Origin of the sequence: Okeania sp. SIO2B3, from assembly GCF_010672525.1 — a bacterium.
Classification (GTDB): domain Bacteria; phylum Cyanobacteriota; class Cyanobacteriia; order Cyanobacteriales; family Microcoleaceae; genus Okeania.
Genome location: NZ_JAAHGH010000141.1, coordinates 1 through 15,349, shown reverse-complemented (window position 1 = coordinate 15,349; position 15,349 = coordinate 1). Strand labels below are relative to the sequence as shown.

The 15,349-nt window shown below is 39.7% G+C and carries 12 protein-coding genes and 1 pseudogene; 8 read left to right on the top strand and 5 right to left on the bottom strand.

Annotated elements, in window-relative coordinates; translation table 11 throughout:
* Positions 1 to 1,517: 1,517 nt before the first annotated feature.
* Positions 1,518 to 2,168 carry a PEP-CTERM sorting domain-containing protein gene (locus F6K15_RS34835; protein ID WP_293070233.1) on the bottom strand — a complete coding sequence of 217 codons (651 nt, stop codon included), beginning with the start codon at positions 2,166 to 2,168 and terminating at the stop codon, positions 1,518 to 1,520.
* Between the two features lie 746 nt (positions 2,169 to 2,914).
* On the opposite strand from F6K15_RS34835, the gene F6K15_RS34830 reads away from it, so the two are divergent.
* Both F6K15_RS34830 and prfB read left to right on the top strand, forming a co-directional pair.
* Positions 2,915 to 3,643, top strand: a complete 729-nt coding sequence (locus tag F6K15_RS34830) for a Bax inhibitor-1 family protein (RefSeq protein ID WP_293070231.1) — start codon at positions 2,915 to 2,917, stop codon at positions 3,641 to 3,643.
* 539 nt (positions 3,644 to 4,182) lie between these two features.
* Positions 4,183 to 5,305 (top strand): peptide chain release factor 2 gene (gene prfB / locus F6K15_RS34825; protein WP_293070229.1). Its coding sequence is split into 2 segments (ribosomal slippage): positions 4,183 to 4,254 and positions 4,256 to 5,305, totalling 1,122 coding nucleotides; the frame shifts between segments, so codons are not numbered across the junction.
* Here the strand turns inward: prfB and F6K15_RS34820 are convergent.
* On the bottom strand, positions 5,302 to 5,439 hold the full coding sequence (locus F6K15_RS34820) for a hypothetical protein (protein ID WP_293070227.1): 138 nt from the start codon (positions 5,437 to 5,439) through the stop codon (positions 5,302 to 5,304). The two genes, prfB and F6K15_RS34820, sit on opposite strands and share 4 nt — an antisense overlap.
* Positions 5,440 to 5,560: 121 nt before the next feature.
* On the opposite strand from F6K15_RS34820, the gene F6K15_RS34815 reads away from it, so the two are divergent.
* Positions 5,561 to 6,172 carry a hypothetical protein gene (locus tag F6K15_RS34815; protein WP_293070225.1) on the top strand — a complete coding sequence of 204 codons (612 nt, stop codon included), beginning with the start codon at positions 5,561 to 5,563 and terminating at the stop codon, positions 6,170 to 6,172.
* 600 nt (positions 6,173 to 6,772) lie between these two features.
* Here the strand turns inward: F6K15_RS34815 and F6K15_RS34810 are convergent.
* Both F6K15_RS34810 and F6K15_RS34805 read right to left on the bottom strand, forming a co-directional pair.
* A complete protein-coding gene (locus F6K15_RS34810) occupies positions 6,773 to 7,360 on the bottom strand; it encodes a phage tail protein (protein WP_293070223.1) in 588 nt (195 codons plus the stop codon).
* Positions 7,361 to 7,541: 181 nt separating this feature from the next.
* Positions 7,542 to 8,306: a hypothetical protein gene (locus tag F6K15_RS34805; RefSeq protein ID WP_293070221.1), complete on the bottom strand. Its 765-nt coding sequence runs from the start codon at positions 8,304 to 8,306 to the stop codon at positions 7,542 to 7,544.
* 666 nt (positions 8,307 to 8,972) lie between these two features.
* On the opposite strand from F6K15_RS34805, the gene F6K15_RS34800 reads away from it, so the two are divergent.
* Complete coding sequence (locus tag F6K15_RS34800) at positions 8,973 to 10,421, top strand: AAA-like domain-containing protein (RefSeq protein WP_293070219.1); 1,449 nt, start codon at positions 8,973 to 8,975, stop codon at positions 10,419 to 10,421.
* Positions 10,422 to 10,503: 82 nt separating this feature from the next.
* On the opposite strand, the pseudogene F6K15_RS34795 reads toward F6K15_RS34800, so the two are convergent.
* A pseudogene (locus F6K15_RS34795) lies at positions 10,504 to 10,713 on the bottom strand (hypothetical protein); the annotation flags it as partial.
* Between the two features lie 47 nt (positions 10,714 to 10,760).
* Between F6K15_RS34795 and F6K15_RS34790 the strand changes: the two are divergent.
* From F6K15_RS34790 to F6K15_RS34775, 4 genes are all read left to right on the top strand, one after another.
* Entirely contained in the window at positions 10,761 to 10,898 is a 138-nt protein-coding gene (locus F6K15_RS34790; RefSeq protein ID WP_293070217.1) for a hypothetical protein, read from the top strand.
* A 139-nt stretch (positions 10,899 to 11,037) separates the two neighbouring features.
* On the top strand, positions 11,038 to 14,514 hold the full coding sequence (locus F6K15_RS34785; RefSeq protein ID WP_293070215.1) for a HEAT repeat domain-containing protein: 3,477 nt from the start codon (positions 11,038 to 11,040) through the stop codon (positions 14,512 to 14,514).
* A 428-nt stretch (positions 14,515 to 14,942) separates the two neighbouring features.
* The gene (locus F6K15_RS34780; RefSeq protein WP_293070213.1) at positions 14,943 to 15,182 is read left to right on the top strand and encodes a hypothetical protein; all 240 of its coding nucleotides are present in this window, start codon (positions 14,943 to 14,945) and stop codon (positions 15,180 to 15,182) included.
* Positions 15,179 to 15,349 (top strand): type II toxin-antitoxin system PemK/MazF family toxin (locus F6K15_RS34775; protein WP_363269368.1); only part of this gene is annotated, 171 nt, incomplete at its 3' end. The genes F6K15_RS34780 and F6K15_RS34775, both read left to right, overlap by 4 nt.

Genomic DNA, 15,349 nt, shown 5'->3' with positions numbered 1-15,349 from the left:
CACCGAAAACAGTAGCTGCGGACAATGCGAATGCGTACTTGAATAGATTTTTCATTTTTGAGACTCCTAATAATTAGTTATTTGTTTACTCAGTGATGATGAGGATAATACTTAGATTCCTATATACATTAACTACTTAATTAAAGATTGATACTTCTCAGTAGTTTTAGGGGTTTGTGAATCTCTGTTGCCCTCATGAATATAATCTAACTAATTTCACTTAAGTGTTGCAACCCTTTTTGCCAGACTTTGCTGAATCTTTAAAAAACTCTACTGCAAAATTCACCCTATTTAATGCTATTTTACCAGAGATACTTACGGAACTAGAGTGATTTTTATCACATATATAACAGTATTAACAATTAGATAAATAGTCGTAGATATACTTAGTTAATTGATTTTACTTACTTGATATATTATATGAAAAATTATGAAAAATGAGGAAAAAAAGGTTTATAAAGATTTTCAGCGCAATTTTCAATAATTAGTCTATACAACTCAGTAATGTGACTAAGTATTTTCCGATCTGCTAAAGTGAATTTTCCCAGAAGATAACAAGTTATTGTGAAGTGTGTGTTATATCACTGACAAAAATGGACTAAATGTGGTACTTGCAAAAATCCAACTAAAATGTATAGAGCTAAATAGAAGAAAAAGTTAGTTAGAAGTCCAGGAGGCTTGCTGCTGACAACTGACTATAAAAATAAAACAATAGTCTATTAAATTCAAAGGCGATCAAAAATCTTTACTGAGAAGAATTTAGGGGATGATGATTAGATTTTAGATATGGTCTTATTAAGGCCAACATTGGAATTGAGAAGATTTCTGGTAACGTGTTCTTTATTAATACTTCAGTGCCTAACACTCATAGACATCTAGCGAAAATATATAAACTTTTGGCAAGATCGGGGAACAGGGAACAGGGAGTAGGGAACAGGGAATAGATTTTCACGGCCAAAGATTACGAAAAATGATTTTGTCAGTTACTATTACTTCTGTTGCTGATATTAAATAGAGAGCAAGTTTATTTTCTGGATATATCTAAGTATTAATGGGCTAACTTCCTGAATTATTCTGGCTAGTTTTTAGATGATTCTCAACACTTCTAAATATCTGGGGTCATCGTTAACGAATAAATCAATTATCGGGGTATTGCGTAAATGTTCCTAGAAGTGATAAGCGATCGCGAGGTCATTAGCGATCGCTCTAAAAGTTGATGTCACAGATATTTTTTGTCATAGATGTAGATGCAAAAACCTAAGTATCTGAGATTAGACATCTCCTCCATGCATAGGGAGTAGGCAGTAGGGAACCCACCCCTCGCCCCTCCCCCTCCCAGGAGGGGAAATAATTGATAATTTCTTTGGGATAATTGATTTTATTTTTTATTATTGGAGATGTCTATTGATTTGAAATAGTAGTTAGGATGAAACAAGCGATCGCTACTTATACTTTGACTCATGTAGATATTATTGCTGATACCAGAGCGATCGCACACACAATCATCAAGCTTTAGTTTAGGAGTTTTTCTGGCGACGGCTAGTTACTAAACCTGCTGCCACTACACCTAAACCGAATAATGTAGCTGGTTCAGGAATATGAACACCTATATCTACTTGTGAATTATATGTACCACCACCTAATGCCACAGTGTCTGAAAATTGAAGTGTTTCAGCAATGACTTTGAAACCAGTCTCACCTATGCCGTCAACCATTGCCAATAGACCTTGATCTTCAGCCAGCATAAATTCTACTGAGTCCGGACCGTTGAACATACCCATAAACTGAGTACCAGCTGCCCAAGTAACGCTTGCTCCATTATCATAGTCAAAAACTAGGTCGTTGGTTAGCTCATATGTGAACTCGGAGCCACTGGAACTCACATATGCAAACTCTGCTGGAGAAGCCGCTACACCTTGGACAGGACTACCATCGAATGGAGGAGTAAAAAAACCATTTTGGGTAGTAACAAAGTTAAGATCAAAAGGATTAAACTCGACATCAAAAGTATCACCTACTCCTGGATCTACTTCACTAAACCAATCATCGGTACCATTAGAGAAGGCTAGACTACCAACAACTGTAGCAGCTTGAGCAGGAGCAAAAACTGAACCACCAAAAATAGTAGCTGCGGACAATACTAACGCGTACTTGAATAGATTTTTCATGGTTAAAACACCTAGTAATTAATAATTGATGTGTGTAATTAGATTTTGCGATGATGAGTTTAATAATTTAGTTCATCTAACTCTGACTACTTAACTGATGGATACTTCTCAGTAGTGTTAGTGATTTGTGAACCTCTCTTGCCCTCACGAATATAATCTACCTAATTTCACTGAGGTATTGCAACCATTTTTGCGAGACTTTACGGAATCTTTAAAAAACTCTACTGCAAAATTAACTCTATGTCATGGTATTTCACAAGGTATTTACGTAGATAAGCTATTATTTTTTACATTTAGACATCAGTATTAACAACTAGGTTAATAGTCATATATTTATGTAGTTAGTTGATTAAAACTACTTTATATCGATAAAAAATGAGAATAAACAGTTTTATATAGATTTAATTATCATTTAACAATTAGTCCAAACGACTCAGTGATGTGACTAAGTATTTTCCGATCAGCTAAAGTGAATATTCATCGAAAATAACAATTTATTGTGAAGTGTGCGTCATATCACTTACAAAAAATACTTAATATGCTATATACAAAAATCCAACTAAAATGTCACAATATTATAGATATAAGAAGTCAGCTAGAAGTAGAGGAGCCTTCGGATTGGCAACCGACAATACCAGGACACAGAATTAATTAGTGTACATCTTAAATTCAATTCTGACTCCTGACTCCTAGTTCCTGACTCCTTTCTTGATAAAAGTCCTTTTTTGTAATTAAGGAAAACTCTTATGGCTAATACCAGCAATTTTCGTCAAGCAATTCGTGAGGCCCAAAGTCAAAACCTAGTTGGCCCTAACGTGATTTCTAATGCTCTACCTTTTGTAGGTGGTGGCCTAATTCTCACAGCAGTAGGTACTTTTGGTGGCCTACAAGTGCTGAATTCTCAAACTGGTATATTTTGGCCCACATTTTGGGTAGCACTTGTCGCTGAATTCGCGTTATTTTTTATTGCCCGTGGAATTGCGGAAAAAGGCAATAATAACGTAGCCCTACCTTTATTAGCTACTTACAGCTTATTATCCGGCTATACCCTAAGTGGTTTAGTATATGTGGCCTCAACAACCCAAGGAGTAGGCTTTGAGGGAGTAGGTTTTGCAGCCCTCGGTTGTGGCGTCACCTTTATTGCAGCTCGTCAAATAGGCTCAAATCTATCTGAAGAAGATGGCATAGCCTTGACTAAAACTGTCAGCTTGGGAGTAATTGCTTTATTAGTAGCAGTTGTGGGCCAAGTTATTTTGAGCTTTTTCGGTGTTTATACTCCAAGCTGGTTAGAAATAGGTATTTCTGGCATTGGTGTACTTCTATTTGCTGGCGCTGCAGTAGTAGATTTCTACATTTTACCCCGTATTTATCCTGACGATCAGTATATTCCCGCAGCTCTCTCCATGTACTTAACTTATATCAACCTATTCATCTTTATTCTGCGACTTTTGATAGCTATTAATAGTCGCGACTAATTGGTAGTAGACAGATTTTTTCCATCTTCGCTCGACTTGCTCTAGTTGTGGTCAGGTTCAAGATATGCCATTAAATCTAAGAACTTTTGATTGCCCTGAGTGTGGGATATCTATAGACCCCGTATGAGATGCAAGTATTAATTTAAGAAAGCGAGTGCTAATAGGCAAGGTATCCTCAGAATGTAAGACGCACTCAAAAGATGCGGTCGGCTCGGTCGTTAATGCCTGTGGATGAGTAACCGCCGACGGTAGGGAAGCCCTTATGCAACGTCCCTACAGCAGGAAGTAAACAGCCTCCTAGGTCGGAGCTACGCTATCATCAGATTGTCACGTTATGTGACGCTTTGTATCAGTTTTATAGAGCAGATTAGGGAAATTAGGGAGATAGGGAGGTGGAGAAATAGGAAGGTGGGGAATATTTTTCAACCTTTTTCCCTTATACTTTCCCTCCATCTCCTGACACCTGAAACCTGACACCTGACTCCTAGCAAAAACTGAAAGCTAATTGCTATATTTCTATCGAAAAGGAGGCGATCGCCATGGAAGTATTAGACATTAAACGAGAAATTGAAAATTTGTCCTCTCGTCTGGGAAAAACCCAGGACTATCTTTGACGTTCCGGCACTAGAAGCAAAAATCCAAGATTTAGAGCAAGTTGCAGCTCAACCGGAATTTTGGGATGACCAAACAACGGCACAAAATACTCTGCAAGAACTTAACGACCTCAAATCTCACCTACAGCAATATCAGCAATGGGAAAATAATCTAGAAGATACTAGGGCGATATTTGAGTTATTGGAGCAAGAGACAGATGAGTCTTTATTAGAGGAAGCTCAAGCAACTATCTCTGGTCTCAACCAGGAATTAGACAGGTGGGAACTACAGCAATTATTATCTGGTCTCTATGACCAAAATGGTGCAGTTATTACTATTAATGCTGGTGCTGGAGGTACAGACGCTCAAGACTGGGCAGAAATGTTGCTGCGGATGTATACCCGGTGGGGAGAAGACCACAACTATCAGGTACAGTTGGCAGAAATTTCTGAAGGAGATGAAGCAGGTATTAAGTCTGCAACTCTGGAAATTATTGGGCGCTATGCTTACGGTTATCTGAAAGCAGAAAAAGGTACTCATCGCTTGGTCAGAATTTCACCTTTTAATGCCAATGGCAAACGGCAAACCAGTTTTGCCGGAGTGGAAGTGATGCCTGTGTTAGATCATTCTGTAGAGTTAGAAATTCCAGAAAAAGATTTGGAAATTACTACTTCTCGGTCTGGTGGTAAGGGAGGTCAAAACGTCAACAAAGTTGAAACAGCAGTACGAATTGTTCATATTCCTACAGGTTTAGCTGTGCGTTGTACTCAGGAGCGCAGTCAGTTACAAAATAAGGAAAAAGCATTAGCACTGCTCAAAGCTAGGTTACTGATAATTGCCAAAGAGCAACGCGCTCAAGAAATTGGTGAAATTCGGGGTGATATGGTAGAAGCAGCATGGGGTAATCAAATTCGTAACTATGTATTCCATCCTTATCAGATGGTAAAAGACTTACGGACTCAGAAAGAAACTACTGCTATTACAGATGTGATGAATGGCGAGCTAGACTCATTCATTGAAGCTTATCTCCGACAGGAAAATCAAATGGTTGAGAGTCAGTCTGCTTAATGTAGGCGACGTTGCATAAATGCGGGATGTTTTAATAGTTTTGTGGAATGGGCATCTTGCCCGTTCCTGATATTTTTGGGACAGGCAGGATGGGAGGCAGGCAGGATGCCACTTATAGCAAGGGCGAATGCCATTCGCCCCTACTCCCTACCCCCTCTTTGACTGATAACTGATAACTGATAACTGATAACTGAAATGACCCAAAGTATGTCACAATGAATATATTTTATCCCACCCTGACTATAATATGTCCTCATGTCAAAGGTCTACAGCACTACCGAGCTAATAGATATCCTAGCTGAAGAGCGCCAAGCTTGTCTGCAAGGCCAGCGCCTGAATTTGGCAGCAACTCCCCGCACGGGAAACCCAGTAGTTGACCATTTTCTCAAACCAGAAGCTTTCCAAAAGTTTACTGCATATCAAGATTTTAAGGCTGCTGTTCATCGCTATCAAACAGAATATTTGGTTTCTGGTATTGTGTGGCGACAGGTGACAGTTAATGATAAGATTATTAGTTTTCCTGTAGTGCATGAACAATTAATTGCGTTATTGAGCGATCTAGAAATTTTGCAGGCAGCAAAGGTTTCTGTATTAAATTTCTGGAGTCAGGTGACAACGGGGATGGACTTATATTTAAGTGTGGGTAGTGGTCGAGACTTTCGCAAAATAGAAATACAAGAAGTAGAAGCGATCGCTCAACGTACAGAATGGGCAAATATGTTGAAGTGGGAAAAATCTAATTTTCTGGAGATGCTACTACAGTTAGGATGGGGAAAACCAGAGTTAGCAGCTTATCGTCGCGGCTGGCCTAATTCTGGAAGTGAGTATATTCATGCAGTGAAACCAGGAAAGCAACCTATTTGTTAAAAAAGCGGTCAGCGGTCAGCAGTAAAGGTTATATAGTGGTTATGCGTTCCTGTTCATCTAAGTTTTCTGGTGAGTGGTAGGCGATCGCTCGTTTTACAGCAGATTTCAGGTAAATGAGGTACAAATATAAATGGCAAAGTGTTCGTAGTGCGGGCATCTTGCCCGCTATAGCATCTTGCCCGCGACTGGTGTACCTTACTAATATAAAATACGCTGTAATATCATGTCCGCACTTTATCGTTTGTGTAAACCCAAGGGTGAATATCTACAGGAAATTTAAGTTTTTTTATTGCCCTTAAGTATTCTTGCCTGTTCCCTGTTCCCTACCTTTGCTATACAATACCGATGCTACCGGACATGATATAAGTTTTATTATAACTGATACAGCCAATTTTTGGTGAGGTACACCCGCGCGAGCAAGATGCTTCCTCGCGAGCTTAGATGAAACAATCCACTACTGGCTGAATCAATGCCTCCCAGCCTCCTTTGAGCGGCCAGTTAAAACGAAACTGGTTATTTCGTGCATTTGCCCATTTGATGGTGAAATTCACAAACTGATTCACATTAATTGTCGTCATACTGAATCTCCAAGTTTTACCTTTATCTGTACTTGATGATGTAGTTTACGGCGATATTCTTTGGTCGAGTCTCTGGACCAAAGGAAGCTGGTGTGTTGGGAGAAGTTGTCGGTTTAGACGTAACGCTTGTCCCCGCTGCTTGCCCTTGTTGTGAGATACCCGAGGGCTGGACGAGATCGTAATTGTGGGTATGATCCTGTAATGCGTCACACTGAAGGGAACCAACCACATTCATCATCGAGTTCCCAGTCGGGGAAGTGCGTTCAGCAGCTTGAGGGTCCATGCCAGCACCAGCATCGAAGCCGCGCAGAAACAGTCCCCGATAGTCAGGCAGCCTGAATGTCTCCTTCCCGTTGCTATCCGTACCTTTGCCATATAGATAGCCAAGAGCAGCGAAAAGCTCAGGATAAGTGTCTGTGCTGAGGAAACGGCCGTCGCAAAGCATCCAGCCTTGAGCTTCTAGATAGTTAAGTGGTGCCTTGTCAGATAATTTACCTGGTTGAGGGTTATTGCTCCTGCAATTACTGATATCCCAGACATTATTGGGACTGCCAGAAACAGGGTTGACCTGTCCGGCAAATGCACAAACGGTTCCGACAGGAATAAGCATAATATTGCTCCTTTTTCGCCTTATTTAGAGTCGCTGTCATTTCATATACACTATAGGGAAACGTTATTTGCTTTGGATTGTTCAGTATTGTGCTGAGTGCCATCCATTACCAATCCTAGATAAGTTGTAATGGCAGGCGAAACCCCTGGTGAATCTCGCCTGCCGTTAACCGTTATTCTAGTTAAGCATTAACGAATGTCCAATCGTTATCTGGACCGAGAGTTCCCTTCAGACTGTATACATTAACAGGGAATTTTGCTTCTTTGGTCAAGGTAACGGTGGTAATATCTAGAACAGTACCAACAGTCACCTGATTTCCGGCAGCTACCCAATAACTAGGTGTGGGAGTAAACGTATGTGTCAGGTTGGGTCCGGCTTGCGCGACAAAGGTTCCTGTCCCAGACATCCCGATACCAACCGAGTATGTATTGTTGGGGACATTGGACTGATCCTTTATAACTAGCGAGCCAGAGGGCAGGCCCTTCACTGGAGGGGTGAAGCTTGGACCAGGGGTGACATCGAAAGTGGTCGTATTGGCATCACTTAGGTTGGCCTCTATAGCCTGAGATGCCTGGAAATTCACGCCGGGTATGAGCATACCAGTAGCACTCCAGACGAAGTTGTAGACAATCTCCCATGTGAAGGTGATTTGAGCGCCATCCACTATCACAAAAGGGCTGGCAAACCAAGCCAGGGAAAACACATTCGCTACTGGCTGCGGCATCTTTTGATAGACATAAAAAGTCCAAGGTGTCCCCGAATTATTCACCAGTGTCAACGAATACTTTTGCCCGGTAGCTGTATCTAAAGAAGTGGCTCCAGGTGCGCTAGCTACATTAGCGCCACTGTAGGTTATTATTGCTCCCATTTTTTCATATCCTTTTTGGAAAAGTACTGTTCTTACTCGTTCATAGTAGTTTTCATTTGGATGTAGCAAATTAGTCATTCGATTTAAGCTTTGTTACACTTACTTGCAAACCGCTATCAGAGTATGCTTTCAGCATAAAGATTTCCTACCGACAACACCACCAAAGTTTGCAAAATTAAGAAAAAAGTTAAGGATTTAGTCCCAAAGTTACTCCCCCATCTAGCTTTCAGGAATAGAAAACTTAAGAACATCACCACCATCCCCTACCAAAATTACTTAACTTGGGAATTTCTCCAAAGTTAAAAGTTAAGCACTGTACTTCCGGTTTTATCTCGTAGTTCATTACAATTATTTTGGTGAAAGCGCATGGCATTAGGAACTTCTTGGTCTTTTGCTCATTCCCCCTTAACATTATTATCTCTATTTATTGCTTACTGCCTATTATTTATTGAATAAATATTCATATAGATTGTATGAGATTGACAAATGATTTGATTTGTGCAGGTAGCTAATAACGGTTGATTTTCACTATGAAGGAAAGCCTAATTATATGAACTTTTATGAGTCATACCAATAAATCCCTTACGTCTTTATTTATGTAGATAGTCAGCAGATCGAAGAGGAATATAATGAACTTTGCTTTAACCGAAAGGGGCAATTCCGATCTGGTTTATCAGTTTTGGCAACAATGGACTGAACATAGAGAACTACTATATTTTTCATTTGCTATAAAAAAAATTCATAATGAGCAACCATGCACGCCGGCGAGGCGTAATCTTAACTATTCAGGGCTTAAAGAAACTCAATCAGGCAAAAGTTAAGGCAGAGATTGAGCAACACTCCAAGCGCTATACCCTCGAATCTATCAGTGAAGAAACCGGTTTAACTCCCAATACCCTAAGCAAAGTTTTTACTTGCTCGTCAGGAGTTGATAAACGGACTTTGAAGTGCTGCTTCCATGCTTTTAATCTAACTTTGACAAAGGACGACTATCTCTACCCACAGTCCAATCAAGATAATCTAGTCAAAATCAACCCAATAACACCTGCCGAAACCTTTTTCCTCCTTGAACCTGACTGCAATTATCATTTCGATATGCTGCGCGATCGCAACAATATCCCCCAAGCAAAAAAAATGATTCGACCACAAGACAATATGCAACCTCGACCCCCAACTGCACCGGGAGGACAGATGTCTCTAGATTCTGTCTTTTACATAGACCGTCCCATTATTGAATCCCTTTGTTACGAAAGCATTCAACAACCAGGTACACCACTAAACATCCGGGCCTCCAAGCAAATGGGCAAAACCTCCCTAATGAGTCGCATCATTGCTTATGCTAAATCCCTGGGGTATCAAACTGTTTCTCTGAACTTACAACTCACTGATGCTGAGATTTTACACAACCTAGAACGCTTCCTACAATGGTTCTGTGCTAGAGTTAGCAAGGAATTAGAATTTCCCAACCAGATAGCCGACTTTTGGGATAATTCCCTGGGTAGCAAATCAACCGCCACTGACTATTTCAATGATATTATCTTAGCTAACCTCGATCGCCCTCTCGTGATAGCTATCGATGAAGTCAATCAGCTTTTTGCCTACCCAGATATTGCTCGTGAATTTATCCAACTTCTGCGAACCTGGTCTGAGCAAGCAAAAGCAGGGGTAGTAGAAAGTAATTCTTGGCACAAACTGCGACTGGTGACAGTTCATTCAACAGAAATTATGATGCCTCCCTCAATTAATCCCTCCCTCTTAAATACTGGGTTAGTTATGAATTTACCTGAATTTACCCCAGCTCAAGTGCAGGATCTAGCACAGCGCTACGAACAAGAGATAAACGAACAACAAATCGAGCAACTAATTACCTTTATTGGCGGACATCCCTATCGTTTGCAGTTGGCGTTTTATTACCTACAGCAACAGGCCATAACCCTAGAAGAACTTTTAGAAAATTCTGAGAGGGCAACTGCTCTTTATGCAGAACATTTACAACAACAATGGTGGAATCTGCAACACTATGATGAATTATTGCCTATCTTTACTGAAATTGTGAACAACCCCAAACCCATAGAAATAAAAGTATCCCTTGGTTATCAGTTGCAAAACATGGGGTTGGTTCATTTGGAAGGCGATCGAGCAAGTCTCTCTTGTGAGTTATTTCGTCCGTTTTTTATGGGAGTTTTGAATTGATTGTTATTTGGACTCAGGTGCGTTACATTTCATTTATCTGTTGTAGGGGCGAATGGCATTCGCCCTCAATCCCTACGGACAGTTAATTGGGATCGATACCTAGATTGCGCAACCTCGCCTGCTGATAACTGTTTGCCCTCAACTCATATACTTGCAGCAGAGACTCTCCTAATTTTTGCAATAAATCGAAAACCACATAATACCAGACTCCTATTCGTGCATAACCTGCAAGTTTACTACCCAACTTGTTCCCCACTTTGTTAGAAACTATTTCCACTACCACATCTGATGCTTTAGCAAATTCCCAAGTATAATAGCTGAAGAAACTATGGTGAAATTATGAATTTATTTTCAATTGCCAAAATAGCAGCACCAATTGCAGGGTCTTTGGCAAATATTGCTGTTAAAAAAGGATTTCAATTTATTAATCAAACAGACATACAAAAAGCATATGTAGGGGCGAATGGCATTGGCTAACGCCAAGCTCCGCTTTACATGTCGCGGAGCGTTAACGGAGTTATGCGACAGCAAAACGCCCTCAGTTGATTTAGTATCCGTGCGTAAGTCCTGATATATAATTTAATACCAAAGATTTAGAAGAGAGTATGGTGAAATTATGGATTTATTTTCAATTGCCAAAATAGCAGCACCAATTGCAGGATCTTTGGCAAATGTTGCTGTTAAAAAAGGATTTCAATTTATCAATAAAACAGACATACAAAAAGCAATTGAGGCTGGAATAAAAGCGGTGGAAAAAGAGGAAGAAAAATTCCCTCACGAAGACCGTTTATTTTATTCAGCTAGAAAAGATGGTTTGTCTGGAACTGATAATTTTTTAAATTATTATTTTAGTAATTCTGGCGTTTTAGAACAATTGCAAAAGCCTTTAACTAATCAAGGCAAGCCAGATATTAAAGTTTTAACTGAAATATTTAAACAAGCAGCAGAAACTAAAAATATTAAATTAACTGAATTAGCTCTACCAAACTGGATAGAAACTTTTGTTAATGCTTATTTTCAAAACACCACAACTTATATTAGATTCCAAGTGGCTAAAAAAGATTATTTTAAGCAGCTAAACACCTGGTTCGATCATGTTATTTTTGCTGGCATTAATGTTGCGCCACAAGAAGAAGAAAGAAAAAAATTAGTTGATATTTTTGTGATGCCAGAGGTGAAGGAAGAAGCTTCTAAAGAAGATTTTCTGTTAGCAGAAACTCCAGAACAACTAGAAAAGAGACCCTTAATAAATACTTCTGGTCGTAAATTTTTAGCTTCTCAGTTGTTGAGTGAAAATAAGTCTCAAAAATTTGTTATCTTGGGTGGACCTGGTTCTGGTAAAACAACCTTAATGAGTTATTTTGCTCTAATGTTGGCACAGAAACAGTCTCAAGTTTTGGGTTTAGACCGCGATCGCGACTGGTTGCCTATTTTAATAAGAATACGAGATTTTGTCAGAGATTTAGATAAAACTATTCCGGAACATATTCGCGTATTTGCTGAAACAAATATGGCACTCCAAGATTTGCCGACAGGATTTTTTGAGCATTGGTTGGAAGATGGTAGAGCTTTGATTTTACTCGATGGTTTGGATGAGGTGGCGGAAGGAGGCAAACGTTATGATGTTGTGAAGCGCATAGAGACTTTTTTAGGGAAATTTGATAAAAATCCAGCAATTATTACATCTCGCCCTGTGGGTTATCGGCGCGACTTTTTCAACACAGCAGAATTTTCCCACTATCAAATGCAGTCTTTTGATGATGACAAAATTTCCCTGTTTCTTGATAACTGGTACAACAGTCGGTTTCAAGATCCACAGCAAGCACAAAGGTGGAAGGAAAGTTTACAAAGAGCGTTGGGTGAGAATGACCGGATTAAATTATTGGCAAGAAATTCGTTGTTGTTGACGATTATTGCTTTGATTCATCGGTATCAGGCGGTTTTGCCGAAGCAAAGAAATAAACTTTATGAAAAAGCAGTGGAGACATTGTTGGTTTCTTGGGATGAAATCAAAGAATTGAGCAGTCATCAGCGACTGAAGCATTTGGATATGGACGATCTGAAACGGTTGATGGAATTGTTGGCATATTGGGTACATACTCAGGGAAAGTTTGGGAATGAGGAAGAAGGTGGTACTTTGATAGAGAAGGATGAGTTGATTGAAAAGTTGAATCAGGAGATTCGGGAGTTAAAGGATTTAAAATTGTATCAAGCACAGGAAGAAACAGGAAGATTTCTGGAGTTGATTCAGGGGCGCACTGGTTTATTGAATGAGCAGGGGCAAGATTATTATGCTTTTGTGCATAAGACGTTTCAGGAATATTTGTGCGCTCAAGAAATTCAATATCGGGCAAAAAATGAATATGATTTAGGAATTATTTTGAATTGTATTTGGGAGAATTTGCACGATGCTCACTGGCGCGAAGTTTTATTATTGCTGATAGCGGAACAAAATCCCAAAGCTGCTGCAAATGCTATTCGGATGATTTTGCAGAATGGTAGCGAGTACGAGGAATGGTTGCATCGGGATTTGTTATTTGCTGGTTATTGTTTGGCAGAAAACCCGAAGGGGATGCGGAAAGCTGATGGTAGTTTGGTGCAGGAAATTTTAGAGGCATTGGTTGAGTTGGAGGTGAGTAAAGATGAGCAGGTTGGTTATAGGGTGCGCAGTCAGGTTTTTCAAATTCTTTGTAGTTTGGGTGAGACTGATTTTGAAGAGCAAGCTTTAGAAATGTTGAAAGAGCGATCGGATTTAATTGATGAGTGGCGACTGTGGGAATATCAAGTCAAGTTAGGAGAAAAAGATCGGGTAATTCCATTGTTTGTGGAAAAGCTTTTGGAAAAAAAGGCTTTATCCTGGCGATTAAAGTCGGCCATATCGGATCAAACTTCGGAGGATGTAGTTAATGCTTTATTACCCCTGCTTCAGGATGAGAATTCTGATGTGCGTTGGAGGGTAGCCGATGCTTTGGGCGAATTAGGCAAGAATTCAGAGGATGTAGTTAATGCTTTATTACCCCTGCTTCAGGATGAGAATTCTGATGTACGTCTATGTGCAGCCTTAGCTTTGGGCAATTTAGGCAAGAGTTCAGAGGATGTGCTTAATGCTCTACTACCCCTGCTTCGGGATGAAAATTTTCGTGTGCGTGGGAACACAGCCTTTACTTTGGGCAAATTAGGCAAGAGTTCGGAGGAAGTAGTTAATGCTCTATTATCTCTGCTTCGGGATGAGAATTTTCGTGTGCGTGGGAACACAGCCTTAGCTTTAGGCAATTTAGGCAAGAGTTCGGAGGATGTAGTTAATGCTCTATTACCGCTGCTTCAGGATGAGAATTCTGATGTACATGGGTGTGCCGCTCTTGCTTTGGGTGAATTAGGCAAGAGTTCGGAGAATGTAGTTAATGCTCTATTACCGCTGCTTCAGGATGAGAATTTTAGTGTGCGTGGGAGCGTAGCCGAGACTTTAGGCAATTTAGGCAAGAGTTCGGAGGACGTAGTTAATGCTCTATTACCGCTGCTTCAGGATGAGAATTTTAGTGTGCGTCAGATGGCAGCCAATGCTTTGGGTGAATTAGGCAAGAGTTCGGAGGATGTAGTTAATGCTCTATTATCTCTGCTTCGGGATGAGAATTTTCATGTGCGTGGGAGCGTAGCCGAGACTTTAGGCAATTTAGGCAAGAGTTCGGAGGATGTAGTTAATGCTCTATTACCGCTGCTTCAGGATGAGAATTTTAGTGTGCGTTGGAGCGTAGCCAATGCTTTGGGTGAATTAGGCAAGAGTTCGGAGGATGTAGTTAATGCTCTATTACCGCTGCTTCAGGATGAGAATTTTAGTGTGCGTTGGAGCGTAGCCAATGCTTTGAGTAATTTAGGCAAGAGTTCGGAGGATGTAGTTAATGCTCTATTACCCCTGCTTCGGGATGAGCATTATCATGTTTGTTGGAGTGCAGTTAATGCTTTGAGTAATTTAGGCAAAAAATCTGATAAAATCCTTCCCCAAGTCAGTCAATGGATTCAAAAACATCAGCATTCAGAATATTTAGGTACAAGTATTGATTTACTGTGGGATTTGGTTGTAGGAGAGTTGCAATAAGCGTAGGTTGGGTTTAGGGACGTTAGCGCCAGCTTATCCGTTAGGATAAACCCAACACCAATAATACCAATTTCATAAAATATTACTATAGTGGTTTTATCTGCTAGTGGGAATTGAGAGATTAATACTGTAATATCAAGTCTCATTAATTAGCCATAATCAACTAAATAAATCAGAGCGATCGCCTACTTATATCATGTTCGGTTTAATGCTTGTCAAAAAAAATTAGCACAGAGATAATTAGTGTGCCACATATTTGCCAAGTATTCCAAAGGAAAAAAGGTGATTCGTAACCCATCAAATGCAACATTTTAGGTGTGTCACTTGCCACGTTCCAGAAACTTATAAATTAACAGAATTTACTATTGTTTAAATTAAGATTTTATTTTAGAATAAAAAATATGTCCTAATATATTATAGCTAGAAATATGAACCAAAAACTAACGTTAAATATTGAAGAAGATCAACTCCATTTTCTTCTCCATCATAAAAACTATGGCTTTAAAGATGAAGTAGAAATGATTAAGTTTGCCTTGCAAAAGTTACAGTCAGAATTAGAAGCTCAAGATTTACAAGAGTCAGCACAATTATATGCAGAAATATACGAAGAAGATGCCGAATTACAAGAATTAACTGAGTTTGCTTGTGCAGATTTTAGAGAAACATGAAACTAAAACGAGGTATGATTATTGATGTGAATCTTGACCCTACTCTAGGTTCAGAAACAGGAAAGATTAGACCTTGTATTATTGTCACGAATAATACTTATAACGAGCGTGTACCTGTTATTCAAGTTGTCCCTATTACAAACTGGAGTCAAAAAAAGGCAAGGATT

Coding starts and splice junctions, on each gene's coding strand:
- F6K15_RS34835 (WP_293070233.1), bottom strand. CDS start 2,168: ATGAAAAATCTATTCAAGTACGCGTTAGTATTGTCCGCAGCTACTATT.
- F6K15_RS34830 (WP_293070231.1), top strand. CDS start 2,915: ATGGCTAATACCAGCAATTTTCGTCAAGCAATTCGTGAGGCCCAAAGT.
- F6K15_RS34820 (WP_293070227.1), bottom strand. CDS start 5,439: ATGGCATTCGCCCTTGCTATAAGTGGCATCCTGCCTGCCTCCCATCCT.
- F6K15_RS34815 (WP_293070225.1), top strand. CDS start 5,561: ATGTCAAAGGTCTACAGCACTACCGAGCTAATAGATATCCTAGCTGAA.
- F6K15_RS34810 (WP_293070223.1), bottom strand. CDS start 7,360: ATGCTTATTCCTGTCGGAACCGTTTGTGCATTTGCCGGACAGGTCAAC.
- F6K15_RS34805 (WP_293070221.1), bottom strand. CDS start 8,306: ATGACTAATTTGCTACATCCAAATGAAAACTACTATGAACGAGTAAGA.
- F6K15_RS34800 (WP_293070219.1), top strand. CDS start 8,973: ATGAGCAACCATGCACGCCGGCGAGGCGTAATCTTAACTATTCAGGGC.
- F6K15_RS34790 (WP_293070217.1), top strand. CDS start 10,761: ATGAATTTATTTTCAATTGCCAAAATAGCAGCACCAATTGCAGGGTCT.
- F6K15_RS34785 (WP_293070215.1), top strand. CDS start 11,038: ATGGATTTATTTTCAATTGCCAAAATAGCAGCACCAATTGCAGGATCT.
- F6K15_RS34780 (WP_293070213.1), top strand. CDS start 14,943: ATGAACCAAAAACTAACGTTAAATATTGAAGAAGATCAACTCCATTTT.